Origin of the sequence: Actinomadura sp. 3N407 (assembly GCF_052245875.1) — a bacterium.
Lineage (GTDB): Bacteria > Actinomycetota > Actinomycetes > Streptosporangiales > Streptosporangiaceae > Spirillospora.
In genome coordinates, this window is record NZ_JBQQBP010000014.1 from 196,289 (window position 1) to 221,736 (window position 25,448).

22 protein-coding genes and 1 pseudogene are annotated in these 25,448 nt (G+C 72.0%); 12 read left to right on the forward strand and 11 right to left on the reverse strand.

Annotated elements, in window-relative coordinates; translation table 11 throughout:
- Positions 1-29 precede the first annotated feature (29 nt).
- Both ACTWPP_RS31205 and ACTWPP_RS31210 read right to left on the reverse strand, forming a co-directional pair.
- Positions 30-281, reverse strand: a complete 252-nt coding sequence (locus ACTWPP_RS31205) for a protealysin inhibitor emfourin (RefSeq protein WP_443107955.1) — start codon at positions 279-281, stop codon at positions 30-32.
- A gap of 4 nt (positions 282-285) precedes the next feature.
- A complete protein-coding gene (locus ACTWPP_RS31210; RefSeq protein ID WP_443107956.1) occupies positions 286-408 on the reverse strand; it encodes a hypothetical protein in 123 nt (40 codons plus the stop codon).
- 185 nt (positions 409-593) lie between these two features.
- On the opposite strand from ACTWPP_RS31210, the gene recO reads away from it, so the two are divergent.
- Entirely contained in the window at positions 594-1,391 is a 798-nt protein-coding gene (recO, locus tag ACTWPP_RS31215; RefSeq protein ID WP_443107957.1) for a DNA repair protein RecO, read from the forward strand.
- A pseudogene (locus tag ACTWPP_RS31220) lies at positions 1,388-2,164 on the forward strand (isoprenyl transferase); the annotation flags it as partial. The gene recO and the pseudogene ACTWPP_RS31220, both read left to right, overlap by 4 nt.
- A 152-nt stretch (positions 2,165-2,316) precedes the next feature.
- On the opposite strand, the gene ACTWPP_RS31225 reads toward ACTWPP_RS31220, so the two are convergent.
- The 7 genes from ACTWPP_RS31225 to ACTWPP_RS31255 all read right to left on the reverse strand — a co-directional run bounded on the left by ACTWPP_RS31225 (position 2,317) and on the right by ACTWPP_RS31255 (position 8,021).
- Positions 2,317-2,742 (reverse strand): OsmC family protein, encoded by a 426-nt coding sequence (locus ACTWPP_RS31225; protein ID WP_443107959.1) that lies wholly within the window; start codon positions 2,740-2,742, stop codon positions 2,317-2,319.
- A 133-nt stretch (positions 2,743-2,875) separates the two neighbouring features.
- Entirely contained in the window at positions 2,876-4,489 is a 1,614-nt protein-coding gene (locus tag ACTWPP_RS31230; RefSeq protein ID WP_443107961.1) for a M4 family metallopeptidase, read from the reverse strand.
- A gap of 179 nt (positions 4,490-4,668) precedes the next feature.
- Positions 4,669-5,055 (reverse strand): Fur family transcriptional regulator, encoded by a 387-nt coding sequence (locus ACTWPP_RS31235; protein ID WP_443107963.1) that lies wholly within the window; start codon positions 5,053-5,055, stop codon positions 4,669-4,671.
- A complete protein-coding gene (locus tag ACTWPP_RS31240; protein ID WP_443107964.1) occupies positions 5,052-5,957 on the reverse strand; it encodes a metal ABC transporter permease in 906 nt (301 codons plus the stop codon). The genes ACTWPP_RS31235 and ACTWPP_RS31240 overlap by 4 nt, the downstream gene beginning before the upstream one ends.
- On the reverse strand, positions 5,954-6,691 hold the full coding sequence (locus tag ACTWPP_RS31245) for a metal ABC transporter ATP-binding protein (protein WP_443107965.1): 738 nt from the start codon (positions 6,689-6,691) through the stop codon (positions 5,954-5,956). Before ACTWPP_RS31245 ends, ACTWPP_RS31240 begins: the two co-directional genes overlap by 4 nt.
- Entirely contained in the window at positions 6,688-7,659 is a 972-nt protein-coding gene (locus tag ACTWPP_RS31250) for a metal ABC transporter substrate-binding protein (RefSeq protein ID WP_443107967.1), read from the reverse strand. Before ACTWPP_RS31250 ends, ACTWPP_RS31245 begins: the two co-directional genes overlap by 4 nt.
- A 32-nt stretch (positions 7,660-7,691) precedes the next feature.
- Positions 7,692-8,021 carry a DUF6703 family protein gene (locus ACTWPP_RS31255; RefSeq protein ID WP_443107968.1) on the reverse strand — a complete coding sequence of 110 codons (330 nt, stop codon included), beginning with the start codon at positions 8,019-8,021 and terminating at the stop codon, positions 7,692-7,694.
- 78 nt (positions 8,022-8,099) lie between these two features.
- On the opposite strand from ACTWPP_RS31255, the gene ACTWPP_RS31260 reads away from it, so the two are divergent.
- The 3 genes from ACTWPP_RS31260 to ACTWPP_RS31270 all read left to right on the forward strand — a co-directional run bounded on the left by ACTWPP_RS31260 (position 8,100) and on the right by ACTWPP_RS31270 (position 11,424).
- Complete coding sequence (locus tag ACTWPP_RS31260) at positions 8,100-8,384, forward strand: antibiotic biosynthesis monooxygenase family protein (protein ID WP_443107969.1); 285 nt, start codon at positions 8,100-8,102, stop codon at positions 8,382-8,384.
- A gap of 144 nt (positions 8,385-8,528) precedes the next feature.
- On the forward strand, positions 8,529-9,863 hold the full coding sequence (locus ACTWPP_RS31265) for a DUF1906 domain-containing protein (RefSeq protein ID WP_443107970.1): 1,335 nt from the start codon (positions 8,529-8,531) through the stop codon (positions 9,861-9,863).
- Between the two features lie 172 nt (positions 9,864-10,035).
- Positions 10,036-11,424: a glycine--tRNA ligase gene (locus ACTWPP_RS31270; protein WP_443107971.1), complete on the forward strand. Its 1,389-nt coding sequence runs from the start codon at positions 10,036-10,038 to the stop codon at positions 11,422-11,424.
- Between the two features lie 129 nt (positions 11,425-11,553).
- On the opposite strand, the gene ACTWPP_RS31275 is transcribed toward ACTWPP_RS31270, so the two are convergent.
- Positions 11,554-12,228: a hypothetical protein gene (locus tag ACTWPP_RS31275; RefSeq protein WP_443107972.1), complete on the reverse strand. Its 675-nt coding sequence runs from the start codon at positions 12,226-12,228 to the stop codon at positions 11,554-11,556.
- A gap of 318 nt (positions 12,229-12,546) precedes the next feature.
- On the opposite strand from ACTWPP_RS31275, the gene ACTWPP_RS31280 reads away from it, so the two are divergent.
- Together ACTWPP_RS31280 and secD are read left to right on the forward strand one after the other, a co-directional pair.
- Positions 12,547-12,969 carry a hypothetical protein gene (locus ACTWPP_RS31280; protein ID WP_443107973.1) on the forward strand — a complete coding sequence of 141 codons (423 nt, stop codon included), beginning with the start codon at positions 12,547-12,549 and terminating at the stop codon, positions 12,967-12,969.
- A 63-nt stretch (positions 12,970-13,032) separates the two neighbouring features.
- Positions 13,033-15,312 (forward strand): protein translocase subunit SecD, encoded by a 2,280-nt coding sequence (gene secD / locus ACTWPP_RS31285; RefSeq protein WP_443107974.1) that lies wholly within the window; start codon positions 13,033-13,035, stop codon positions 15,310-15,312.
- A gap of 116 nt (positions 15,313-15,428) precedes the next feature.
- Here the strand turns inward: secD and ACTWPP_RS31290 are convergent, their stop codons facing one another.
- Positions 15,429-17,315: a glycoside hydrolase family 15 protein gene (locus tag ACTWPP_RS31290; RefSeq protein ID WP_443107975.1), complete on the reverse strand. Its 1,887-nt coding sequence runs from the start codon at positions 17,313-17,315 to the stop codon at positions 15,429-15,431.
- A 517-nt stretch (positions 17,316-17,832) separates the two neighbouring features.
- Between ACTWPP_RS31290 and ppdK the strand changes: the two genes are divergently transcribed.
- From ppdK to ACTWPP_RS31315, 5 genes are all read left to right on the forward strand, one after another.
- The gene (gene ppdK, locus ACTWPP_RS31295) at positions 17,833-20,535 is read left to right on the forward strand and encodes a pyruvate, phosphate dikinase (RefSeq protein ID WP_443107976.1); all 2,703 of its coding nucleotides are present in this window, start codon (positions 17,833-17,835) and stop codon (positions 20,533-20,535) included.
- A 135-nt stretch (positions 20,536-20,670) separates the two neighbouring features.
- The gene (locus ACTWPP_RS31300) at positions 20,671-21,453 is read left to right on the forward strand and encodes a YdcF family protein (protein ID WP_443107977.1); all 783 of its coding nucleotides are present in this window, start codon (positions 20,671-20,673) and stop codon (positions 21,451-21,453) included.
- A 62-nt stretch (positions 21,454-21,515) separates the two neighbouring features.
- Complete coding sequence (locus ACTWPP_RS31305; RefSeq protein WP_443107978.1) at positions 21,516-22,799, forward strand: deoxyguanosinetriphosphate triphosphohydrolase; 1,284 nt, start codon at positions 21,516-21,518, stop codon at positions 22,797-22,799.
- A 126-nt stretch (positions 22,800-22,925) separates the two neighbouring features.
- The gene (locus tag ACTWPP_RS31310; protein ID WP_443107979.1) at positions 22,926-24,152 is read left to right on the forward strand and encodes an NAD(P)/FAD-dependent oxidoreductase; all 1,227 of its coding nucleotides are present in this window, start codon (positions 22,926-22,928) and stop codon (positions 24,150-24,152) included.
- Positions 24,153-24,224: 72 nt separating this feature from the next.
- On the forward strand, positions 24,225-25,445 hold the full coding sequence (locus ACTWPP_RS31315) for an MFS transporter (RefSeq protein ID WP_443107980.1): 1,221 nt from the start codon (positions 24,225-24,227) through the stop codon (positions 25,443-25,445).
- Positions 25,446-25,448: the final 3 nt, after the last annotated feature.

Below are 25,448 nucleotides of genomic sequence, written 5' to 3' on the forward strand. Positions count from 1 at the left end.
CGGCCGGTGGGATGGGGTGCCCCGGTGAACTAGGCGCGGCCCAGGACGTGGTGGACCAGCTCGCGGAGGGGGCCGTGGAGCTGCGCCTCCCCGACGGTGGTCCGGTCGCCGTCGATGTCGATTTCGTACAGGAACTGGTCGGGGATTCGGCCCGGTGGCGGGACCGTTTTCAGATCGACGCGGCCGACGAGTCTCGTCAGCATGGGGTCGCTGGCGCTGTCGGACTCGGCGCGCCGTTCGATCCCCGCGAATCCTCCGCTGCGGACGACTTTCACTCTCACTTCGTTATCCGTTCGCCTCCACGGGGACATCTGCTCCCGTCCGGGCCCGGTCCGCGGTCCGGCCGGGCGGTTCCTCGTCACGGGGGATGCGCTCCAGCATGTGCGGCGGCACGATGTGGAATCTCATGCCACAACGCTGCCAGCTTCGGGTGGTTCGAGCCACAACTTTCGGCAGGACACTACGGCCGAATCCGGTCACGGTATGTAATTGTTATCCCGCGTAGCGCTACCGCCCGGGGGAGTTGCGAAGATCCTGTGGAGATGCCCGGCCGTGGCGCCGAGGCACCGGGCGGCGTGCGTCAGAATGAACGGGTGACCCTCTACCGCGACGAAGGCGTCGTCCTGCGCACCCAGAAGCTGGGCGAGGCCGACCGCATCGTGACGGTGCTGACCCGGCGCACCGGCCGGATCCGCGCCGCCGCCAAGGGGGTCCGCAAGACCAAGTCCCGCTTCGGGGCGCGGCTGGAGCCGTTCACGCACGTGGACCTCCAGCTCTACGAGCGGCGCTCCCTCGACCTGATCACCCAGGCCGAGACGCTGCGTCCGTACGGGGAGGCGCTGGTCACCGACTATCCCCGCTACACGGCGGGGACGGCGATGCTGGAGACCGCGGAGAAGCTCACGGCCGAGGAGGGCGAGCCCGCGCTGCGGCAGTTCCTGCTCCTGGTCGGCGGGCTGCGCACGCTCGCCGAACGCACCCACGACCCGCGGCTCGTCCTGGACGCCTACCTGCTGCGCTCGCTGTCGGTCGCGGGATGGGCCCCCGCGCTCGACGAGTGCTGCCGCTGCGGCACCCGCGGCGGGCTGCGCGGGTTCGCCATCGCGGCGGGCGGCGCGGTCTGCGCGAACTGCCGCCGGCCGGGTGCCGCGACCCCCGCCCCGCCGACGTTCGCGCTGATGCTGGCGCTGCTGCGCGGCGACTGGGCGTACGCCGACGGCAGCGAGCAGCGCCACCGGATGGAGACCAGCGGCCTGGTGGCCGCCTACCTCCAATGGCATCTGGAGCACGGGATCCGGTCCCTGCGCCATGTCGAGCGCGACGCGGGGTCCACCGAAGGCGCCGCGGACACCCGGACCACCGGGGACGACACCACCAGGGAGAGAGTGTGAGCAGGGCCGTTTCGCCGCCGGATCCGCATCGGGACGGCGCCGCGCCGCCCCCGATCCCCGCGGACCTGGTGCCGCGGCACGTCGCCATCGTCATGGACGGCAACGGCCGCTGGGCCAAGGAGCGCGGGCTGCCGCGCACCGAGGGACACAAGCGCGGCGAGGACTCGCTCTTCGACGTCATCATGGGGGCGATCGAGCTCGGCGTCCCCAACCTGTCGGCGTACGCGTTCTCCACCGAGAACTGGAAGCGCTCGCCGGACGAGGTGCGCTTCCTCATGGGCTTCAACCGGGACGTGATCCGCCGCCGCCGCGACCAGCTCCACTCGATGGGCGTCCGGGTCCGGTGGGCGGGCCGGCGGCCGCGGCTGTGGCGCAGCGTTATCAAGGAGCTGGAGACGGCCGAGGAGATGACGCGCCACAACGACGTCCTCACCCTGCAGTTCTGCGTGAACTACGGCGGCCGCGCCGAGATCGCGGACGCGGCGGCGGCGATCGCCCGCGACGTCCGCGACGGCAGGCTCAACCCCGACAAGATCACCGAGAAGGTCTTCGCCCGCTACCTGGACGAGCCCGGCATCCCGGACGTGGACCTGTTCCTGCGCTCGTCGGGGGAGCAGCGCACGTCCAACTTCCTGCTCTGGCAGTCCGCGTACGCGGAGATGGTCTTCCTCGACACCCTCTGGCCGGACTTCGACCGCCGCCACCTGTGGCACGCCTGCGAAATCTACGCCTCCCGAGACCGCCGCTACGGCGGCGCGGTGCCTAATGCGGTTGCTGCATCGCTCCGACTCGCCTTGCGGCTCGCTGCGCGATCAGGTTTCTTGCTCCGCTCGAAACCTGCCTTCGGACGCGATCGCGACGGGTGGAGTTCGGCGCGTGGCGGGGCAGACGGTTGCGGTGAGGTGCTCAGACGGCGTCGCTTCGGTTAGACGAGAGCGGCGTCGAGGGTGATCTTGGTGCCGGTGAGGGCCTTGCTGACGGGGCAGCCGGTCTTGGCGTCCTGCGCGGCCTTCTCGAAGTCGGCCGGGGACAGGCCCGGCACGTGGGCCCGGACGGTCAGGTGGATGCCGGTGATGCCCTCACCGGGCTGGAACGTGACCTCGGCCTTGGTGTCCACCTTCTGCGGCGGCGTCCCCGCGCCGGCGAGGGCGTGCGAGAGCGCCATCGAGTAGCAGGTGGAGTGCGCGGCGGCGATGAGCTCCTCCGGGCTCGTCCTCCCGCCCGGCTCCTCGGACCGCGATGCCCAGGTCACGTCGTAGGTGCCGAGCTTCGAGGAGTCCAGCGAGACGGTCCCCTTGCCGCTGGTGAGCGGCCCTTCCCAGTGCGCGTTTGCGGTACGTGTCGTAGCCATGCCCTGATCCTCCCATGGCCGGGCACGGCCAGATCATGAACCCGGGAAGCCCCGCGTCCGCGTGTCAGATCGGGCCGCGGACGCGGGGCCTCCCTTCCCCGGAACAGGGGCTCTGGTCCCTCTGAGGGGACGGTCAGTTGACGTTCACGGCGGACCAGGCGGCGGCCACCGTGTTGTGCTCGGTGCTGCCCGCGCCGTACAGGTCCGCGGCCGCGTTCAGGGTCGCGGTGCGCGCGCCCTGGTAGTTGGTCGAGGACGTCATGTACGTGGTCAGCGCCCGATACCAGATCTGGACGGCGGCGTCCCGGCCGATGCCGGTGACGGTGGAGCCGTTGGACGTGGGGCTGTCGTAGGCGACACCGTTGATCGTCTTCGCGCCGCTGCCCTCGGCCAGCAGGTAGAAGAAGTGGTTGCCGACGCCCGACGAGTAGTGCACGTCGAGGTTCTTGGTGTCGGACGACCAGGCGTCGGCGGAGTTGCCGTCCCTGCTGGGCCGGTCCATGAAGCGCAGGGCGGGGCTGCCGAAGCCGGGCAGGACGATCTTCTCGCCGACCAGGTAGTCGCCCACGTCGGCGGAGTTGTTCGCGTAGAACTCGACGGCGGCGGCCATGATGTCGGACGTCGCCTCGTTGAGCCCGCCGGACTCGCCGCTGTAGGTGAGGTTCGCCGTGGAGGTGGTCACGCCGTGGCTCATCTCGTGCGCGGCCACGTCGAGGGACGTGAGCGGGCCGAGGTTGACGCCGTCACCGTCTCCGTACGTCATGCAGAAGCACGAGGGGTCCCAGAACGCGTTGGCGTAGCCGTCGCCGTAGTGGACGCGGTTGAACGATCCCTTGCCGTCGTCGGCGATGCCGCTGCGGCCGAAGACGTTCTCGTAGAAGTCCCACGTCATGGCGGTGCCGAACTGGGCGTCGACGGCGACGGTGGCGCGGTCGGCGGTGGTGCCGGTGCCCCAGTGGTTGTCGGCGTCGGTGAACAGCGTCGCCGGGGCCCGGTAGAAGCACCAGATGAGGAAGCAGAGGTCGGTCTCGTTCTCGGCGTCCCCGGTGTAGGTGTTGCCGCGGGTCGGGTCCTTCAGCTGGAAGCCGCCGCCGGCCGCCGTCGTCTCCAGCGGGACGGTCCCGGTGTAGAGGGACTTGCCGTCGCCCGCCGCGGTGTGGATCGTCTCCTCGCGCAGCAGGACCTTGCCGGTGGCGGCGTCGACGGACGTGAGGATGCGGCTGGGCGTCCCGTCGGCCTGCCTGCCGACCGTCTGGACGCGCCAGGCGAGGCGGGGCCGGTGGTCGGCGGTGCGGGCCTCGACGACGAGTTCGGGGGAGCCTTCGGCCTTGCGCTTCTTGGTGACGGCCCGCTTCTCGGCGGTCTTGGCGGGGACCTCCGGGCGGGAGTCGGCCGGCGCCTCGGCGAGGGTGCCGCTGCTGCCGCGCCACGCGCCGGACGCGCTCTGGTGGACGACGAGGTCGCCGCCGAGGACCGGGAGGCCGTTGTAGGTGCGGATCATCCGGGTGTGGGACGTGCCGTCGCGGTCCATCGTGACCCGGACGACCTTGAACGCCTGCCCGTCCCCGCCGCTCTGCTCGGCGCCGCGGGCGGTGAGCGCGTCGAGCGCACGCTCCGCGGCCTTGCGCGGGTCGGGTGGGGACGGCGCCTGCCGCGCGGACGCGGGCACGGCGGTGCCGGCGGTCGCGAGCAGGGTCGCCGAGGCGAGGAGCACGATCCGTCGGCTGGTGAAGGCCCGTCTTGTCATGAACGCCCTCTCGTGCGGGCGCCACGCACCCCCGTGGCCCGCCGTCGGGCCTGCCATGGCGACGGGGACATTTATGACATAGGGCTACTCGGAAGTAGATATGACAATTTGCCAAGGATTGCCTACAGAGCGTGTGAACTACGCGCCTTGTTTCGCGTCCGGTGCCGCGTAAGGGGGTGTCAGCGCTTCTTCGCGGCGCACTCGGCACAGGTGCCGAACACCTCGACGGTGTGCGTTATGTCGGCGAAACCGTGCTCGGCGGCGATGGCGTCCGCCCACCGCTCGACGGCCGGGCCCTCGACCTCCACCGTCCGGCCGCAGTCGCGGCAGACGAGGTGATGGTGGTGCTCCTCGGTGCGGCAGGCGCGGTACACGGCCTCGCCCTCGTCGGTGCGCAGCACGTCGACCTCGCCGGCGTCGCTGAGCGCCTGCAGCGCCCGGTACACCGTGGTGAGGCCGATCTTGGAGCCGTCAGCGCGCAGGTCGGCGTAGATGTCCTGAGCGCTGCGGAACCCCTCGCAGCCGGCCAGCACCTGCCGTACCGCGTTCCGGCGGGCCGTCGTCATCCCCGTAGCACCTCCGCCTCGGCGTCCACCCGCGTCTCGGCGCCCGACCCGGACGTGCCGGGGACGGTGTCCCCGGCCCTGGCGGCCCGCGCACGCCTGCGACGCATCACCGAGCCCCCGGCGACCGCGGCCATGAACAGCGCCAGCGCCAGCAGCACGATCGAGGGGCCCGGGGGCAGATCGTACTGGAAGGAGCCCACCAGGCCCGATACGGCCGACAGTACACCGGCCGCCATCGCCACCAGCATCGTCCCCCGGAATCCGCGGGTGAGCTGCTGCGCCGCCGCCACCGGGACGATCATCAGCGCGCTCACCAGCAGCAGCCCGATCGCGCGCATCGAGATCACGACGGTGACCGCGGCGGTCGCGGCGATCAGCACGCTGAGGAACCGGACGGGCAGCCCGGCCGCCCGTGCCACTTCTTCGTCCTGGCACAGCAGGAACAGCTCGCGTCCGAACAGCGCGACGATGCCGAGCACCGCGGCGGCCAGCCCCGCGATCATGTACAGGTCGGCGGCCGTCACGCTGGTGATCGAGCCGAACAGGTACGCGTGCAGGCTCGTCCCGCCGCCGCCGTTCGCACCGGTGAGGAGCACGCCGCCGGCGAGCCCGCCGTAGAACAGCAGGGCGAGCGCGACGTCGGCGCCGCTGCGGCTGCGGGCGCGCAGCACCTCGATCGCCACCGCGCCGAGCACCGACACCACCAGCGCGCCGAGGACGGGGGAGGTGCTCGTGAGCAGGCCCAGCCCGATGCCGGTCAGCGCGATGTGCCCGATGCCGTCGCCGAGCAGCGACAGCTTGCGCTGGACGAGGAACGTTCCCACGGCCGGGGCCGCCAGCCCGATGAGCACCGCCATGACCAGGGCGATGCGCATGAAGGGGTACTGCAGCATCTCGCTCACGCGGCCCCTCCCATCGCGGCGCTCTCCACCGTGGTCTCGCGGACGATACGGCCCTGCCCCAGCTCGATCGTGCGGGTGATGAGGGATTCCAGCGGGCCCGGCTCGTGCGTCACCAGGACCACGGTGCGCCCGGCGCCGGCCAGTTCGTGCAGGGCCGACGCGAGCGCGGCCTGGCTGCGCGCGTCGACGCCCGCGGTGGGCTCGTCCATCACGAACACGTCCGGCTCGCCGGCGAGCGCGCGGGCGATCAGCACCCGCTGCTGTTCCCCGCCCGACAGCAGGTGCGCAGAGTCGCGGGCGTGGCCGGTGAGGTCCACGGTCTTCAGAGCGCGGTCCACGGCGGCGCGGTCGGCGGCCCGGTCGTTGAACAGGGCGGGCCGCCACCGGGACGTCCGGGCCACCCGCCCGGACGCCACGACCTCCCGGACGGTCGCCGGCACCCCGCCGCCCATCGGCAGCCGCTGCGGGACGTACCCGATCCGCTTCCAGCCGCGGAACCGCGCGGGCGGTTCGCCGTAGATCTCGGTGCGGCCCTCCGCCAGCGGGACGAGCCCGAGCATCGCCTTGACCAGCGTGGACTTGCCCGCGCCGTTCGGTCCGAGGACGGCGAGCACGTCGCCGGCGTCGACCCGCAGGTCGATGCCGGCCAGGACGTCGCGGCCGTCCCGCCGGACGAGCGCGCCGTTCATCGCGAACGGCGCCGCGAACGGCGGGACGTTCGGCCGGTCCGTCATGTGCACTCCAGCGCGGGACGAAGCGTCCGCAGGTTCCGCTGCATGATCGTCATGTAGTCGTCGGCCGAGCCGTCCTCGATGCCCTCGATCGGGTCCAGCACGGCCGTCCGCACGCCCGCCGCCCGGGCCAGGGTCTCGGCGACCTTCGGGCTGACCAGCGTCTCGGTGAAGACCGTGGTGGCGCCGGTGGAGGAGACCCGCCGCGTCAGGTCGGCCATCCGCCGCGGGGAGGGCTCGGCGGCCGGGTCGACCCCGGCGACCGCGATCTGCCGCAGCCCGTAGCGGTCGGCCAGGTAGCCGAACGCGGCGTGCGCGGTGATGATCTCGCGTCGCTCGCAGGTCCGCAGGCCGTCCCGGAACGCGCGGTCGAGCGCGGTCAGCTCGGCGGCGGTCGACGCGGCGCGCTCGCGGTGACCGGACGCGTGGTCGGGGTCGGCGGCGGCGAGCCGGTCGCCGAGGGCGGTCGCGACCGCGGCCATGCGGCTCGGATCGAGCCAGATGTGCGGGTCGTGGCCCGCGTCCCGGTGGTCGTGCTCCTGGTGGTCGTGCTCTTCTTCGTCGTGGGTCCCGTCCGGCGCCGGCAGGGTCTTCACCACGCTCGCGGCGTCCAGGGACTTGTCCTTCGCGTGGCGCTGGACGGCTTCGTCGACGGCCGGCTGGACACCCCCGACATAGACGGCGAAGTCGCCGTCCCCGATGCTCGCGACCTGCCGGGCGGTCAGCTCCAGGTCGTGCGGCTCGGCCCCGGGTTCGGTGAGCGTCCGCACGAGGACGTCGTTACCGCCGACCTTCCCGGCCAGCCAGGCCACCGGGTAGAAGGACGCGATGACCTCGGTCTTTCCGGGCGGGGCGGCGTCGCTCGCGCCGCCGCAGGCCGTCAGCGCGGCCGCGAGCCCGGCGAGGGCCAGCGTCGCGGGGAGGGCGCGCGGCCGACGGCGCGGGCGTGGAGGGTAACCGAAACGGGGCACATCCCGATTATGGACGAAGATGAAAACGGTTGTCAAAACCGGTCAATGCCGCGCCCCACCGCGAATCCCACCAGGATCACCAGCGCGACGATCCGCAGGATTCTTCCCGAACCGTCCAGCGCGGGCCAGTTCAGATAGGCGAACCAGGCCAGAACCGCCGCCAGTGCCAGCAGCCCGCCGGCCGCCACCCAGCCGCTCGCGACCATGCCGACCACCAGCAGCACGAACACCGCGACGAGCAGCGTCCACCGCGGCATCCGATGCAGGAAGACCACCGGGGCCGCGCTCCACCGTTCGACCGCCGCGCGCATCCCGCCGCCCCCGGTGCCCCGTGTTCCCGCCCGCTCACCTCGCGAATTCACGTGCCCAAACTAACCGAACCCCCTCCGCCGGCGGGAGGGCCGCACGTGTCACGGCGGATTCACTGACAGGATTGACCGATGATCGCGATAACCCGGTACCGGGTGCCGGCCGAGGACTCCGGCGGCTTCGCCGAGGGCATGACCGCGGTGCTGACGGCGCTGTCGGCGAGCCCCGGCTTCCGCTCCGGCCGGCTCGCCAGGACCGTCGACGATCCCGGCCTGTGGGCCCTGGTCACCGAATGGGACGGCGCCGGGCACTACCGCCGCGCGCTCGGCGTGTACGAGGTGCGGCTGCTGTTCATGCCGCTGGCCGCCATGGCCGTGGACGAACCCGGCGCCTACGAGGTCGTCAGCTCCGCCTGATCCCGCGGGTCAAGGATGCGGCAAGAAGCGTCCGGCCCGGTTTCACGCCCCCCGGCCAAGGTCATCTTTGCCGCATCACGATCATGCCGTGGCCCTCCGGGGAGACGACCGCCCGGGGGATCCTGTGTCCTTCCGGGGGAGAACATGCGCCATGTCGTCCTGTTCGGCACCGTCCTGTGCGGGGTGGCCGCCGCGCCCGTCCTCGCCGTCCTCGGGACGGCCGCCGGCCGGCCCGCGCCCGGCGAGACCTCCGCGCTGACCCGTGACGCCGCACCGGCCGGGAACGCCGCACCGGCCGGGGACGCGGAAGGTCCGCGCGGTCCCCGCGTCGTCGAATACCGGGGGCTGCGCATCCCCGTCCCGGCCGGCTGGGAGGTCCACCACCTGGAGCGGGACCCGGCCCGCTGCGTCCGCTACGACCGGCGCGCCGTCTACCTCGGCCGCCCGGGACCGCAGCCCGACTGCCCGGCCCGCATCGTCGGCCGCACCGAGGCCGTCCACGTCCGGCCCGCCGGCGGCGACCGGACGTCGCGGACCGCCGTGCGCGGCGACGAGCTCGCCACCCTCAGGATCCCGCCGACCGTCGACCACGAGATGAGCCTCGCGCTCCCCGAGGCCGGGGTCACGATCACCGGCGTGTACGGGACGGACCCGGCGCGGCTCCAGCGGATGCTGCGCGCCGCCCGGCTGACCGGGAACTGGTCCGCCGGGCCGCGCGTGCCCGAGCCGTCCAGGACGGACGTCAGGCGCGAGACCCCCGGCGCGCCCGAGGCGAGCGAACCCGGAGCGAAGGACAAGAAGTGGGTGCGGGGCAAGGGATTCGACACCTGCACGGCCCCGTCCCTGGCGACCATGAGGGCGTGGCGGCCCTCGTTCGAGGTCACCAACATCTACATCGGCGGCGCGGCCCGCGGCTGCGCGCAGCCCAATCTCACCAAGGCGTGGGTGCGCGAGGTCCGCGAGATGGGCTACCGCATCACGCCCACCTACGTCGGCCTGCAGGCGCCCTGCGGCAGCCGCCCGCAACGCTTCACCGCCAAGAACGCCGCGAGACAGGGCCGGAAGGCCGCGGTCGACGCCGCCCGCAAGGCCAAGGCCCTCGGCATCCCGGAGGGCGCGCCGATCTACTTCGACATGGAGGCGTACGACATCGGGAAACGCGCCTGCAGGGCCGCCGTCCTGCGGTTCGTGGACAACTGGGTCCGCAAGCTGAAGGACGTGGGGTACACGCCCTGCCTCTACAGCAGCGTCAAGTCCGGCATCCGCGACGTGGGCCGCGCCACCGGCATCAGCAAGCCCGTCGCCATCTGGTTCGCCCACTGGGACGGCAAGGCCAAGGTGTACGGCGACCGCTTCATCCCGGACCACTGGTGGCGCCCGCACCGCCGCATCAAGCAGTACCGGGGCGACCACAGGGAGCGGCACGGCGGCGTCACCCTCAACATCGACAGCAACATCGTCGACGGCCGTGTCTACTAGCATTCACCCACCAGCCGCCACGTGCCCTAAGCTGGGAACGCTCGCAGGCGCAGGCGAAGACCGCGCCGCAGGGCACCATCACCGGGGATCACACTCGCCGCCGCCCGCCGCCGTCGCGGGACCGGGGCGCACTCACTGTCCCGCCGACCGCCAGCCGGATGGAGAATCTTTCATGGCACGCCGTTCCGATGTGCTGGACACGATCGTCAACCTCGCCAAGCGGCGGGGCCTGGTCTACCCGTCGAGCGAGATCTACGGCGGGCTCCGCGCGTCCTGGGACTACGGGCCGCTCGGCGTCGAGCTGAAGAACAACGTCAAGCGCCAGTGGTGGAAGTCCGTGGTGCAGGGCCGCGACGACATCGTCGGCATCGACTCGTCCGTCATCCTGGCGCGCGAGGTCTGGGAGGCCAGCGGCCACGTCCAGGCGTTCGTCGACCCGCTCACCGAGTGCCAGTCCTGCCACAAGCGCTTCCGGGCCGATCACCTGGAGGAGGCCTACGAGGGCAAGCACGGCCGCCCGCCGGCGAACGGCCTGGCCGACATCGGCTGCCCGAACTGCGGCGTCAAGGGGTCGTTCACCGAGCCGAAGATGTTCAACGGCCTCCTCAAGACCTACCTCGGCCCCGTCGAGGACGAGTCGGGCCTGGCCTACCTGCGTCCCGAGACGGCGCAGGGCATCTTCATCAACTACCTGAACGTCCAGCAGTCCGCGCGCCGCAAGGTGCCGTTCGGCATCGGGCAGATCGGCAAGTCGTTCCGCAACGAGATCACGCCCGGCAACTTCATCTTCCGGACCCGCGAGTTCGAGCAGATGGAGATGGAGTTCTTCGTCAAGCCCGGCAGCGACGAGGAGTGGCACCAGTACTGGATCGACGAGCGCCTGCAGTGGTACGTCGACCTCGGCATCCGCAAGGACAACCTGCGGCTGTACGAGCACCCGGCCGAGAAGCTGTCGCACTACTCCAAGCGGACCGTGGACGTGGAGTACCGGTTCGACTTCGTCGGCGGCGAGTGGGGCGAGCTGGAGGGCGTCGCCAACCGCACCGACTACGACCTGTCGACGCACTCCAAGGCGTCCGGCGCCGACCTGTCGTTCTTCGACCAGGAGTCCGGTGAGCGCTACGTCCCGTACGTGATCGAGCCGGCGGCGGGCGTCGACCGCTGCACGCTGACGTTCATGATGGACGCCTACGCCGAGGACGAGGCGCCCAACGCCAAGGGCAAGCCGGAGAAGCGGACGGTCATGCGGCTCGACCGCCGGCTCGCCCCGGTCAAGGTCGCGGTGCTGCCGCTGTCGCGCAACGCCGACCTGTCGCCGAAGGCCCGTGACCTCGCCGCGCAGCTGCGCCGCAACTGGAACGTCGACTTCGACGACGCGGGGGCCATCGGCCGCCGCTACCGCCGCCAGGACGAGATCGGCACGCCGTTCTGCGTCACCGTCGACTTCGACACCCTGGACGACGACGCGGTGACCATCCGCGAGCGCGACTCGATGAGCCAGGAGCGCATCGGGCTGAGCCAGGTCGAGGCGTTCCTCGCCGCGCAGCTCGTCGGCTGCTGACGACCCGCGCGGGTCCGGTCGCGCGGCGGACACCGCCGACGGGCCGCCCCCCGGCCATGGGGGGCGGCCCGCTTTGTGGGAGCACGCCTGGGAGCGTGTCCTGTGATGGGAGCGTTCTTCTCGGGAGCGTCAGTCCGTCACGTAGAGGGACTGGTCGAACGTGCCGGACCCGGCGGAGCTCTCGCCGAGCAGCTCGTAGTTGGCGGTGACCGTGGCGGTGCCCGGGCAGAAGAAGCTTCCGCCGGTCTTGCTGACCTGGGCGTCCTGCACGCCGACCTGTGCCTCACCGTTGCCCGTGTCGGGCCGTGAGGGGTTGTCGCCGTTGTAGCCGTCGGCGGTGAGGGTGCCGCCGAACTCGCAGGTGATGCCGCCGAACAGGTCCACGACGGCGCGGACCTTGAAGTTCGCGATGGTGACGGTGGCGTCGCGGCCGTCGGTGTGGTTGGCGTCGTATTCGACGCTGCCGCCCGTCCACGGCACATCCAGCGCGGTGATGGTGGAGTCGGTGGTGCCGGAGCAGGGGCCGCCGCCGGCGCCGGTGAAGGACGCGGCGTCGATGGTCAGGTTCGTGCCGTCGGAGTTGATGGACCCGGTCATCTCCGACTCCTCGCAGGAGCCGTCGCCGATCGAGGTGGAGACGGTCGCGGTGCCGAGCAGTGACGCCTGGACGGCGCCGTCGTAGGCGGCCGCGCTGGCCGAGCCCGCGCGGATGGTCGTGGTCGCGGCCGCCGCGGGGACGGCGCTCGCGGCGAGGACGGCCAGGGCGGCGGTCCCGATGATTGCGGTCTGTCTAATACGTGCCACCGGATACTCCTCTGTCCGGTTCGGGGTGGGCGTACGCGAAAGTAATTCGCTTTTCGTCCCCCGACAATGGCTGCAGGCCGATTGCGGCCTGGCCAGATTGGGACACGCGCCGGTGTCTGCTGGTACGCGCCCTGGGACGGGCCGGGCAACGGCATTGTCACGCCGGGTCACCTTGACGGAGCACCCCCTCCGTGTTTCGCCGACGAAGCGCGAACCGGACTCCCGTAATCTGAACCTGCGTTAGTTTGACTGGACCACCCGCCGCCGCCCCGGCATCGCGGGCGGAACGACGATCACGGAACCGAGGAAGGGAGCGGAATGCGCGAACTGCAGCGTCCGGCCCTCTCCCTCGCCCGGCTGCTCGTCGTCGCGCTCGGGTTCCTCGGTTTCATGGCCGGGCCCGCCGGGTCGGGGACGCAGGGCGGCACGTCCACGACCGGGGCGATCACCGGTGTCCGGACCTGGGTGGCCGAGCACACCTCCACCCGGAGCCGGACGTCCACCAAGCCGCGGCCGGGCGGCCACGCGCAGGCCGTCACCACCGTGGCGGCCAGGCAGGTCATCGCGGCGGCCGCACCGGACGCCCATCCCGCCCCCGCCACGCTCCCCGCGCCCGGCGTCGACGTCCGGCCGCCGTCCGCGCGCGTCGTTCGGCTCCCCGCCGCCACGCTCACCACGCCCGGTGTCGTGCTGAAAGGCGTACCGCGCGGCCGCGCCCCGCCGCCGCCCACACGGATCTGAGTCTTTCGTCCGCGGTACCGCACACGGCAGTGCGGCGCCGAATCCCCGTGTGGAGGTCTCCCTTTGAACCGCGCCAACCTGGTGCGGGCGGTACTGGCACTAGCCGTGCTCGCCACATCCTTCTACTTCGCCTTTACCCAAGACGCCCGCCTCGGCCTCGACCTGCGCGGCGGCACCCAGATCGTTCTCGAGACGCAGGACTCGCCGACGGTGAAGGCCGACCGGGAGTCCACCGACCGCGCCCTGGAGGTACTGCGCCGCCGCATCGACGCCCTCGGCGTCGCCGAGTCGTCGATCACCCGGTCCGGTGACCGGCGGATCATCGTCGAACTGCCCGACGTCCAGGACCCGGCCCGGGCGACCGAGGCGATCGGCAAGACCGCGCAGCTCACCGCGCACCCGGTGCTCGCCAACACCGGAAAGCCCGACAAGGAGAAGGGCCAGCGGCTCATCCCGGACGAGAGCGGCCAGCAGATCCTCATCGGGCCCGCCGCGCTCACCGGCGAGGGCATCGGCGAGGCCAGCGCCTCCTACGACCCGCAGAACCTCGGCGGCTGGGCCGTCAACGTCGACTTCAAGGGCAACGGCGGCGCCATCTGGGAGAAGCTGACCGCCAAGGCCGCCTGCGCGACCGGCGACGACCGGCGGGTCGCGATCGTCCTGGACGGCAAGGTGATCTCCTCCCCGCAGGTCACCCAGAGCGTGCCCTGCGGCGTCGGGATCACCGGCGGATCGACCCAGATCACCGGGGACTTCAGCCCCGAGGAGGCCAAGGACCTCGCGGCCCTCATCGAGGGCGGCGCGCTCCCGGTGCCCGTGAAGATCATCGAGCAGCGGGTGGTCGGCCCGACGCTGGGCGACGAGGCGATCGACGCCAGCGCCAAGGCCGCGGTCATCGGCATCATCCTGACCGGGCTGTTCATCATCGCGGTCTACCGCCTCGTCGGGCTCCTCGCGACCGTCGCGCTGGCCGGGTACGCACTGATCTCCTACGGCGCCCTCGTCGCGATCGGGGCGACGCTCACCTTGCCCGGCCTCGCCGGGTTCGTCCTGGCCATCGGCATGGCGATCGACGCCAACGTGCTCGCCTTCGAACGCGCGAGAGAGGAGGTGGCGGAGCATCCGGGGCGCCGGGCGCGGACGGCGCTGGCCACCGGGTTCAACAAGGCGTGGTCGGCGATCGCCGACACCGCCGTCACCACGCTGCTCGCCGGTGCGCTGCTGTTCTTCCTTGCCTCCGGGCCGGTGAAGGGCTTCGGTGTCACCCTCACCATCGGTGTGATCGGCTCCCTCATCTCCGCGATGCTGGTGAGCCGCGTCCTCACCGACGCCGCCGCCGCGCGGTTCCCCAAGCTCACCAAGGGCAGGGCGGGCGGTCTCAGCGGTGCCGGGCGCATTCGGCGGTGGCTGGAGGAGCGCGGCCCCGACCTGATGAAGCGCCGGCGGCTCTGGCTCGGCATCTCCGGGCTCGCCATCGTGGCCGCCGCGACCGGGATCTTCACCCAGGGCCTCAACTTCGGAGTGGAGTTCACCGGCGGACGCATCGTCGAGTACTCCACGAACCGTCCCGTCGACATCAACGAGGCTCGCTCGGCCGTCTCCGACGCCGGATTCCCGCGGGCCATCGTGCAGACCTCGGGGGAGGACGACATCTCCGTCCGGACCTCCGACCTCAGCAACCAGGACGTGAAGAACATCCAGGAGGCCCTGGCCGAGAAGGGCGGCGGGGCCACCAAGGAACGCGACGAGCTGATCGGGCCGAGCCTCGGCGACGAACTGCGGAAGAACGCGCTGATCGCCCTGGGTGTCGCCCTGCTCGCGCAGCTCGCCTACCTGACGATCAGGTTCCGCTGGACGTTCGCGGCCGGGGCGGTGGTCGCGATGTTCCACGACATCATGGTCGTCACCGGCGTCTTCGCGTGGCTCGGCAAACCGATCGACGGCGTCTTCCTCGCCGCGCTGCTCACGGTCATCGGATACTCGGTGAACGACTCGGTCGTCGTGTTCGACCGCATCCGGGAACTGTGGGGCGCCAACCGCAAGGGGCGTTTCGCCGACATCGCGAACCGGGGCACCCTGCAGACCGTCCCGCGGACGATCAACACCGGTATGGGCGCGCTGTTCATCCTGGGGGCGCTGGCCTTCCTCGGCGGCGACTCGCTGACGGACTTCGCCGTCGCGCTGCTGATCGGCATCGTCGTCGGGACCTACTCCAGCGTGTTCACCGCGACGCCGGCGGCGATCGTCCTGGAGCGGTTCGCGAAGTCCCCGCCGCCGCAGCCCAAGGACAAGCCCAAGCAGGCCGTCCACCGCACGTCCGACAGCTCGGGCGCCGTCGTCTAGCCCGGGCGGCGGGCCCCCGGGGCGTCGAGCACCGGGGGCCCCCCGCGGGTCAGTGCGGCGGGGCGACCTCTTCATGGGACGCCGTGGCCGGGGCCGCGGCCCGGCCACGGCGGGGGTCAGGCCAGGGGCGGCTGCGGTTCGTCGTTCTCCGCCCTGATCACCTGCATGACCGCGTTGATCAGCGCGAGGTGGGTGAACGCCTGCGGGAAGTTGCCGAGATGCCGCCCGGTGTGCGGGTCGATCTCCTCCGAGTACAGCTGCAGCGGGCTGGCGTAGGACAGCAGCTTCTCGCACAGGGCCCGCGCCCGGTCCAGCTCCCCGATCATCACCAGCGTGCTGACCAGCCAGAACGAGCAGATCGTGAAGGTGCCCTCCTCCGACTCGAACCCGTCGTCGGTCTCCGTGGCGCGGTAGCGCAGGACGAGGTCGTCCTCCGACAGCTCGTCGGCGATGGCGAGGACGGTCTCGCGGACGCGCTTGTCGTCGGCGGGCAGGAAGCCGAGCAGCGGGATCAGCAGCGCCGAGGCGTCCAGCGCCGACGCGCCGTAGTGGGCGGTGAAGACGCCGCGCTCGTCCAGCGCGTTCGCCATCACGTCGGCGTGGATCTCGTCGGCGGCGGCCTGCCAGCGCCGGGCCCGGTCCTGGTCGCCGCGGACGCGGGCCAGGCGGGCGCCGCGGTCGGCCGCGACCCAGCAGAAGATCTTCGAGGAGGTGAAGTGCTGCGGCTCGCCGCGCACCTCCCACATGCCGCAGTCGGGGGTCCGCCAGTTGGCGAGGGCGTCCTCCACCTGCTTGATGATGATCTTCCAGAGCCGGTCGTCGAGCCGGTCGCGTTTGCGCACGAACAGGTAGATCGAGGCGATGATCGCGCCCCACACGTCGTGCTGCGCCTGCATGTACGCCTCGTTGCCGATGCGGACGGGACGCGCGTTGTCGTAGCCGGTGAGGTGGTCCAGTGTGGACTCCGGCAGTTCCTCCCGGCCGTCCAGCCCGTACATGATCTGCAGCTTGCCCTCGGCGGCCTCGGCGACGTCGGTGATGAAGTAGAAGAAGTCGTTGGCCTCCCAGTCGTAGCCGAGCGTGTAGAACGCCCACAGCGCCATCGTGGAGTCGCGTATCCAGGTGTAGCGGTAGTCCCAGTTCCGGTCGCCGCCCGGAGTCTCCGGCAGCGACGTCGTCGCCGCGGCGGCCACCGCGCCGGACGGCGCGAACGTCAGGCCCTTGAGGGTGAGGGCGCTGCGCTGCAGGTGGCTGCGCCACGGGTGGTCGGGGAAGCGGCCCCGGTCCAGCCAGTGCTGCCAGTGGTGGACCGTCCAGACGAGCCGCTCACGCGACTCCTCGAAGGACGCGGGCGCCGCGTGCTCGCTCCACGACAGCGCGACGAACCGGGACTCGCCCTGCTTCAGCAGCGTCCGGGACGTGGCGAGCGACCCCTCGAACCCGACGTTCATGTCGGTGCTCAGCCGCAGCCCGACGCCGTTCCCGCGCGCGACGGCCTCGTGGTACCCGGCGCCGGTGTGCTCCCAGCGGGCGGGCGTCTGGCCGTAGTCGAACACCGGCATGCAGTCGAGCCGGACCTGGACCTGGCCGTTCACGCACCGCACCATCCGCAGCAGGACGTGGTCGGCGTCGTAGTCCGTCGGGGCCCTGCGGTGCGTGTGGGACCGTTCCGTCTCGTGGTGCCACGGCCCCATCAGCAGCGCGTCCGTCACCACCAGCCAGCCCCCGTGCACCCACCACGTGGTCTCCATCACCATGGTGCCCGGGATGTACCGCTGCGCGGCGGGCACCTCGACGCCCGCCGGGCCGACCCGGAAGTACCCGGCGTCGCGGTCCAGGATCGACCCGAACACGCTGGGCGAGTCCATCTTGGGCAGGCACATCCACTCGATGTTGCCGCTCGGCGCGACCAGGGCGGTCGTCTCGCAGTCGGACAGGAACCCGAAATCGGCGATGGGGGCGAACGGATCTCCCGCCCGGCCGCCGGCGACCCTCGGCCTCACCCGCACCTCCGGAGGACGCCCCGGCCTGTGGACCGGGGAGGGACCGCCCCTTCGGCGCCGTCCCGGTCGGACCGGGACGGCCCCGAGCGCACAGCGTGCATGAACCTCTCCTTCCCGAAGTCTTCATCGATCATGATGGCGCACGGTGAACAGCATGTTCGGGTGCGTGCGCGAGGTCTGGAACCAGGTCCTGGAATGGCGCACCAACGCTACCGGGCGCGCGGCGCTTCACCTCCTTGATCGTTCGTTGTCGTCCCGCGCGGCGAACCGTTTCCGGACGGGTGTCCGGGCCTCGGTGTGTTCCCGGTCTCCCCAGTGGAATAGACCACTATCTGGCCGTTGAGCTGGGAGAACGCCCCTCACCCCACCGGGCGCCGAGCAAGGCCGGACTGCGCGGGTACAGTCCCGGCAAACAGGGCAGCGGACCCGCCGCCGCCTGCGGGAACGCGATGCCGCGCCCCGCCGCGGCGGGGCCGGAACTGCCACTGGGTGGAACCGGAGCGAAAAGGAGCTCCCCGTGCCGAAGTTCGTGTACGACTTCACTGAGGGAAACAAGGACCTCAAGGATCTGCTGGGCGGCAAGGGCGCCAACCTGGCCGAGATGACCAACCTCGGACTGCCCGTCCCTCCCGGGTTCACGATCACCGCGGAGGCCTGCCGTCACTACCTCGAGCACGGGAACCTGCCCGAGGGGCTGGCGGACGAGGTGAACGCCCACCTGGCCGCCCTTGAGTCCGAGATGGGCAAGAAGCTCGGCCAGAGCGACGCCCCGCTCCTGGTCAGCGTGCGTTCCGGCGCCAAGTTCAGCATGCCGGGCATGATGGAGACCGTCCTCAACGTCGGGTTGAACGACGAGTCGGTGCACGGCCTCGCCGCGCAGGCGGGCGACGAGCGGTTCGCCTGGGACTCCTACCGCCGGCTGATCCAGATGTTCGGCAAGACCGTCCTGGACATCGACGGCGACCTGTTCGAGGAGGCCGTCGAGGACGTCAAGCGGGCCCGCGGCAGCGACGACGACGTGGACCTCACGGCCGAGGACTTCGAAGAGCTGGTCGGCCGCTTCAAGGGGATCGTACGGGAACAGGCGGGGCGGGACTTCCCGACCGACCCGCGCGAGCAGATGGACCTGGCCGTCGAGGCGGTGTTCAACTCCTGGAACGCGCCCCGCGCGATCCTGTACCGCCGCCAGGAGCGCATCCCCGTCGACCTCGGCACCGCCGTCAACATCTGCTCGATGGTGTTCGGCAACATGGGCATGGACTCGGGGACGGGCGTCGCCTTCACCCGCGACCCCGCGTCCGGGCAGCAGGGCGTCTACGGCGACTACCTGCAGAACGCCCAGGGCGAGGACGTCGTCGCCGGCATCCGCAACACCGTGCCGCTGAAGGACCTGGAGCAGATCGACAAGGCGTCCTACGACCGGCTTCTCGAGATCATGGAGACGCTGGAGAACCACTACCGCGACATGTGCGACATCGAGTTCACGATCGAGCGCGGGAAGCTGTGGATGCTGCAGACCCGGGTCGGCAAGCGGACCGCCGGCGCGGCGTTCCGCATCGCCTGCCAGCTCCTCGACCAGGGGCTCATCGACGTGGACGAGGCCGCCCGCCGCGTCACCGGCGACCAGCTCGCCCAGCTCATGTTCCCCCGCTTCGCCAGCAGGGTCGAGGGCGTCCGGAAGCTGACCAAGGGCATGAACGCCTCGCCGGGCGCGGCGGTCGGCAAGGCGGTGTTCAACTCCGAGCGGGCCGTCGAGCTCGCCGGGCGGGGCGAGGACGTGATCCTCGTCCGCCGCGAGACCAACCCCGACGACCTCGCCGGCATGGTCGCGGCCAAGGGCGTCCTGACGTCGCGCGGCGGCAAGACCTCGCACGCCGCCGTCGTCGCCCGCGGCATGGGCAAGACATGCGTCTGCGGCGCGGAGGAACTGGACGTCGACGTCAAGAACGGGCACTTCACGGCCCCCGGCGGCGTGACGGTCGCCGAGGGCGACGTCATCTCGATCGACGGGACGTCCGGGGACGTCTACCTCGGTGAGGTACCCGTCGAGGACTCGCCCGTCGTCCAGTACTTCGAGGGCGAGCTGTCCGTCGAGGAGGGCGGCGACCTCGTCAAGGCCGTGGACCGCGTCATGCGGCACGCCGACGAGCGGGCCGCGCTGAAGGTCCGCGCGAACTCCGACAACCCCGGGGACTCCGCGCGGGCCCGCCGGTTCGGCGCCGCCGGCATCGGGCTGTGCCGCACCGAGCACATGTTCCTCGGCGACCGGCGGCAGCTCATCGAGGAGCTCGTCCTCGCCGAGGACGACGCGGAGCGGCAGGCCGCGCTGGACGCCCTGGAGCCGCTGCAGCGGAGCGACTTCGAGGGCATCTTCGAGGCCATGGACGGACTGCCGGTAACGATCCGGCTGATCGACCCGCCGCTGCACGAATTCCTCCCCGACCTCACCGAGCTGTCGGTCAGGGTCGCTCTTGCGGGCGACGACGCGGACGCCAAGGACCGGAGACTGCTCGAAGCAGTCAACCGACTGCACGAGCAGAACCCTATGCTGGGCCTGCGCGGCGTGCGGCTCGGTTTGGTGATTCCGGGACTGTTCGGCATGCAGGTCCGCGCGATCGCCGAGGCGGCGGCGGCGCGGCGGCGCGCCGGGGGCGACCCGCGTCCCGAGATCATGATTCCGCTCGTCGGGGCCGTGCAGGAGCTGGAGGCCGTCCGCGACGAGGCCCGCGCCATCCTGGACGGCGTCAGGGAGGCCACCGGGGTCGACGTCCCGGCGCTGATCGGCACCATGATCGAGCTGCCGAGGGCCGCGCTGACCGCCGGGCAGATCGCCGAGGCCGCCGAGTTCTTCTCCTTCGGGACCAACGACCTCACCCAGACGACGTGGGGCTTCTCCCGCGACGACGTCGAGGCGGCGTTCTTCGGCCGCTACCTGGAACTCGGGATCTTCGGGGTGTCGCCGTTCGAGACCATCGACCGCGACGGGGTGGGGCGGCTCGTCCGCATCGCCGCCGAGGAGGGCCGCAAGGCGCGGCCCGGCATCAAGCTCGGCATCTGCGGCGAGCACGGCGGCGACCCCGACTCGGTGCACTTCTGCCACGAGGTCGGCCTCGACTACGTGTCCTGCTCGCCGTTCCGCATTCCCGTCGCCCGGCTGGAGGCCGGCCGCGCCGCGATCGAGGCGGCGGACGCGTCGTCCGGCGGCAGCGACAGCCGCTGACGCCGTCCCCCGAGGCCGGTTTCCGCACGCGCCGTGCGCGCGGGACCGGCCGCCGGGACGGAGCCGCGACGGCGGACACGCCGTATCGTGAACCTCGCACCCCCGGCGAGCCATCTAACTAACGTGGTCGAACCGATGACGTTGGAAGATGAACTGCCGGAGTCCCAGACCGAGGACGACGGGCCGGACGAGCCCGAGGAGCGGCCGCGCGGGAAGCGCAGGAGGCCGCTCTGGTTCACGATCCCGGTGAGCGTCGTCCTCGGGCTGCTCGCCGTCGCCGTGCTGGCGCCCCTCACCGTCGGGACGCGGATCTGGCACCAGGCCCGCCAGGACGAGCGGCCCCGCTCCGACGCGATCATCGTTCTCGGCGCCGCGCAGTACAACGGGGTGCCGTCCCCGACGCTGAAGTGGCGGCTCCAGCACGCCCTGAACCTGTACCGCGACGGTGTCGCGCCCGCCATCGTCACCGTCGGCGGCAAGGCCCCGGGCGACAACTACACCGAGGCCGGCGCCGGGCGCACCTGGCTGATCCAGAAGGGCGGGGTGCCCGCCGGCAAGGTCTTCGCGGTGCCCGTCGGGCGGGACACGCTGGAGAGCATGCGGGCCGTCGGCAAGGAGTTCGACCGGCACCACTGGTCGTCCGCCGTGATCGTCACCGATCCGTGGCACGGGCTGCGGTCGAAGAAGATGGCCGGGGACAACGGCATCGAGGCGGCCGCCTCGCCGACCCGCAGCGGCCCCAGCGTGCAGACCCGCGAGACCCAGCTCCACTACATCATCCGGGAGACCGGGGCGTACCTGTCGTACGTCCTGCTGGGCAAGAGCGTCCAGCCGCCGAGCGAGACCGTCAAGCGCATCCACATCGACCCCTCCGGGACGCCGCCCGCGCCGTCGTCCGATCCTTCGCCGAGCCGCTGACACCCCCGGCCCGCCCAAAGGTCAACGGAACGTCATCATGCCCGCATACCCTGGGTAGGGACATGACGATCAACCCCATTCACGGCGGCTCCGGCCGCTACTCCGCTCGCGACAGGAAACGCTGGGCGCCCGAGCCCGCCAAGCGGCGCGACCGGACGGCGTTCGAACGCGACCGGGCCCGCGTCCTGCACAGCGCGGCCCTGCGGCGGCTGGCCGCCAAGACGCAGGTCGCCTCGCCGGGCGCCGACGCCGGCGCCGACACCGTGCAGAGCCTGCGCACCCGGCTGACCCACTCGCTCGAATGCGCCCAGGTGGGCCGTGAGCTGGGCAAGTCCCTCGGCTGCGACCCCGACCTGGTGGAGGCGGCGTGCCTGTCGCACGACATCGGGCATCCGCCGTTCGGGCACAACGGCGAGTCCGCGCTCGACATCGTCGCGCGCGCCTGCGGCGGCTTCGAGGGCAACGCGCAGAGCCTGCGCATCCTGACCCGCCTGGAACCGAAGTCGTTCGCGGCGGACGGGCCGCCGCTGCATGGCCGCAGCGTCGGCCTCAACCTGACCCGTGCCGCGCTGGACGCCGCGATGAAGTACCCGTGGCCGCAGGCGGAGGCGGTCAACGGGAAGTTCGGCGTGTACGACGACGACACGGATGTCGCGCGCTGGGTCCGCGAGGACGTCGAACCGGGCCGGACGTGCTTCGAGGCGCAGGTCATGGACTGGAGCGACGACGTCGCCTACTCCGTCCACGACCTGGAGGACGCGCTGGTCGCCGGGCACATCGACTTCGCGCGGCTCGCCGATCCCGCCGAGCGCCGCCTCGTCGCCGCGACCGCGATCAAGCTGTACTGCCCCGACGCCGACCTGCCCGAGCTGGAGGAGCGCTTCGCCGCGCTGCTCGCCGAGCCGTACTGGCCCGACCGCTACGACGGCACGCCGCGGAGCCTGGCCGCCCTGAAGAACCTCACCAGCACCCTGATCGGGCGGTTCTGCGTGGCCGCCGAGACCGCCACCCGGGACGCCTACGGGGACCGCCCGCTGACCCGGTACGCGGCGGAGCTGATCGTCCCGCGCGCGCAGCGGCTGGAGAACGCCCTGCTCAAGGGGATCACCGCGCACTACGTGTGGATCAGCCACGAGGAGATCCGGGCCCGGCAGCGGACTCTGGTCACCGAGCTGGCCGAGATGATGCTCGCCGGCGCGCCCGGCACCCTCGAACCCGGCTTCCGCGCCGCGTTCGAGGACGCGGACGACGACGCGGGCCGGCTCCGCGCCGTCATCGACCAGGTCGCCTCGCTGACCGACGTGTCCGCGATGGCGCGGCACCGCCTCCTGGAGGGCGGCGTCTGATCGCCGCCGGCCGGGTCCGCGGACCGGTCCACGGGCGGAACACGCCTCCACGCGCTCGACGATGACCCTTGTCTCGTTACAGACGCCGCTGTAGGGATAGCTACAGGTCGACTACAGGAGGTTGTCATGCCCGAGGAGACGTTCGTCATCGTCGGTGCCAGCTTGGCGGGTGCCAAGGCGGCGGAGACGCTCCGCCAGGAGGGCTTCGCGGGCAGACTGCTGCTGATCGGGGACGAGATCGAGCGGCCGTACGAGCGGCCGCCGCTGTCCAAGGGGTTCCTCCTGGACAAGGAGCCGCGCGAGAAGGCCCACGTCCACGAGGCGGACTGGTACGACAAGCACGATGTGGAGCTGCGGCTCGGCGTCTCCGTCGCCGCCGTCGACCGCGAGGCGCACCAGGTGCGCCTGTCCACGAAGGAGCCGATCGGGTACTCCAGGCTGCTGCTGGCGACCGGCGCGTCCCCGAGGCGGCTGGACGTGCCCGGGTCCAAGCTGCAGGGCATCCACTACCTGCGGACGATGGCGGACTCGGCGGCGCTGAAACAGGCCCTCGCGCACGGCGGCCGCCGGGTCGTGGTGGCCGGGGCGGGCTGGATCGGGCTGGAGACGGCCGCCGCCGCCCGCTCCCACGGCAACGACGTGGCGATCATCGACCCGGAGCCCACGCCGCTGCACGCCGCCATGGGGCCCGAACTCGGCGGGATGTTCGGCGACCTGCACCGCGAGCACGGCGTCGACCTGCGGCTCGACCAGGGCGTCGCCGGGTTCTGGGGCGCCGGGCAGGTGTCGGCGGTCGTCACCTCCGGCGGCGCCGAGATCCCCGCGGACGTCGTGATCGTCGGCATCGGGGTGCGGCCCAACACCCGGCTCGCCGAGGAGGCGGGGCTGGACGTCTCCGACGGGATCCTCGTCGACCAGTCGCTGCGCACGTCGGACCCCGACGTCTTCGCGGCCGGGGACGTCGCCAACGCCTACAACCCGCTGCTCGGCCGCCGCGTCCGGGTGGAGCACTGGGCGAACGCGCTGAACGCCGGGCCCGCCGCGGCCCGCGCCATGCTCGGGCGGGACGTCGTCTACGACCGCATCCCGTACTTCTTCAGCGACCAGTACGACCTCGGCATGGAGATGTCGGGCACCGGGTCGCCGGGGGAGTACGACGAGGTCGTGTACCGCGGGGACGTCGCGTCCCGGGAGTTCATCGCGTTCTGGCTGTCGGGCGGCCGGGTCGTCGCCGGGATGAACGTCAACGTGTGGGACGTCACCGGGGACGTCCAGGCGCTGATCCGCTCCGGGAGCACGGTGGACGCCGCGCGCCTGGCCGACCCGGACGTGCCGCTCGCCGAGCTGGCCTGAGCCCGCTGCGCGGCGTGATCGGCCGCCCCGGGCGGGGAAGGCCGCGCGCGTGGGCCACGTACAGTCTGGTGCGTGGTCACCAAGATCGCGGCGCTGGGCCGGGCACGGGTCGCCGTCACGGTCGCGTTCGCCGCGCACGGCCTGCTCGCCGCCGCCTGGGTCGTCCGCATCCCGCAGATCAAGGAGCACCTCGGGCTGAGCGAGGGATCGATGGGCGTCGCCCTGCTGGGCGCGCCCATCGGCGTCGTGGCCGCGGTGCGCTTCGCGGGACGGATCGTCGCGCGGTGGGGCAGCCGGGCGACGACGATCGCCGCCGGGATCGCGGGCGCGGTGTCGCTGATCCCGCTGGGGCTCGCCTGGAACCTCGGCGCGCTGATCCTCGCCCTGCTTCTGCTCGGCGGCTCGCTGGGCCTGATGGACGTGGCGATGAACGCCCAGGGGGTGGCGGTCGAGCGCGGCTACGGGCGGCCGCTGATGTCGGGCCTGCACGGCTCGTACAGCATCGGGGCGCTCCTGGCCGCGCTGGTCGGCTCCGGCGCGGCGTACGCCGGTGTTCCCGTCCCGCTGCATCTGGCGGCCGCGGCGGTGGTGCTGACGGCACTGCTGGCGATCGGCTGCCGTGACCTGCTGGACCGCTCCGCGGACGCCCTCCCCGACCTTCCGGAGGAGGCCGAGCCGGGCGGGCGCGCCCCCGCCGCCCCCTCCGCCGGATCGTCGTCCCGCTGGCTGCTGGTCATGCTCGGGGTCATCGGGCTGTGCTCGTTCGTCGGGGAGGGCGCCATGGCCGACTGGAGCGCGATCCACCTGCGGGAGGACCTCGGCACCGGCCCCGGCTTCGCCGGCCTCGGCTACGCCGGATGCGCGGTGGCGATGACCGTCGGCCGGCTCGCCGGCGACCGGGTCGTCGCGCGGTTCGGTCCCGTCCCGGTGCTGCGGGCGGGGTCGCTGCTCGCCGCGGTGGGGCTCGGGTTCGGGCTCGCCGCCGGGCACCCGGTGGCGGCCGTGCTCGGCTTCACGCTGTTCGGCCTCGGCGTCGCCGTCGTCGCGCCCGTCACGTTCAGCGCCGCCGGCAACATCCCGGGCGTTCCCGCCGCGGCCGGGATCTCCCGGGTCACCGGGGTCGGCTACCTCGGGCTGCTCGGCGGCCCGCCCGTCATCGGGTTCGCCGCGCAGGGCGTGGGGCTCGCGTGGGCGCTGGCCGTCCCGGTCGCGCTGGTCGGCCTGATCGTCCTGCTGGCCCCTGCGACCTCCACCGCCGCCGTCCCGGCCGAGCACCGAGGCGCCGGGTGTTGATCT

What these genes read in the sequence shown, in the direction of transcription:
- ACTWPP_RS31300 (WP_443107977.1), top strand. Translation starts at nt 20,671, where the DNA reads ATGACGTTGGAAGATGAACTGCCGGAGTCCCAGACCGAGGACGACGGG.
- ACTWPP_RS31310 (WP_443107979.1), top strand. Translation starts at nt 22,926, where the DNA reads ATGCCCGAGGAGACGTTCGTCATCGTCGGTGCCAGCTTGGCGGGTGCC.
- ACTWPP_RS31210 (WP_443107956.1), bottom strand. Translation starts at nt 408, where the DNA reads ATGAGATTCCACATCGTGCCGCCGCACATGCTGGAGCGCATCCCCCGT.
- ACTWPP_RS31265 (WP_443107970.1), top strand. Translation starts at nt 8,529, where the DNA reads ATGCGCCATGTCGTCCTGTTCGGCACCGTCCTGTGCGGGGTGGCCGCC.
- ACTWPP_RS31270 (WP_443107971.1), top strand. Translation starts at nt 10,036, where the DNA reads ATGGCACGCCGTTCCGATGTGCTGGACACGATCGTCAACCTCGCCAAG.
- ACTWPP_RS31230 (WP_443107961.1), bottom strand. Translation starts at nt 4,489, where the DNA reads ATGACAAGACGGGCCTTCACCAGCCGACGGATCGTGCTCCTCGCCTCG.
- ACTWPP_RS31235 (WP_443107963.1), bottom strand. Translation starts at nt 5,055, where the DNA reads ATGACGACGGCCCGCCGGAACGCGGTACGGCAGGTGCTGGCCGGCTGC.
- ACTWPP_RS31305 (WP_443107978.1), top strand. Translation starts at nt 21,516, where the DNA reads ATGACGATCAACCCCATTCACGGCGGCTCCGGCCGCTACTCCGCTCGC.
- ACTWPP_RS31245 (WP_443107965.1), bottom strand. Translation starts at nt 6,691, where the DNA reads ATGACGGACCGGCCGAACGTCCCGCCGTTCGCGGCGCCGTTCGCGATG.
- ACTWPP_RS31260 (WP_443107969.1), top strand. Translation starts at nt 8,100, where the DNA reads ATGATCGCGATAACCCGGTACCGGGTGCCGGCCGAGGACTCCGGCGGC.
- ACTWPP_RS31280 (WP_443107973.1), top strand. Translation starts at nt 12,547, where the DNA reads ATGCGCGAACTGCAGCGTCCGGCCCTCTCCCTCGCCCGGCTGCTCGTC.
- ACTWPP_RS31225 (WP_443107959.1), bottom strand. Translation starts at nt 2,742, where the DNA reads ATGGCTACGACACGTACCGCAAACGCGCACTGGGAAGGGCCGCTCACC.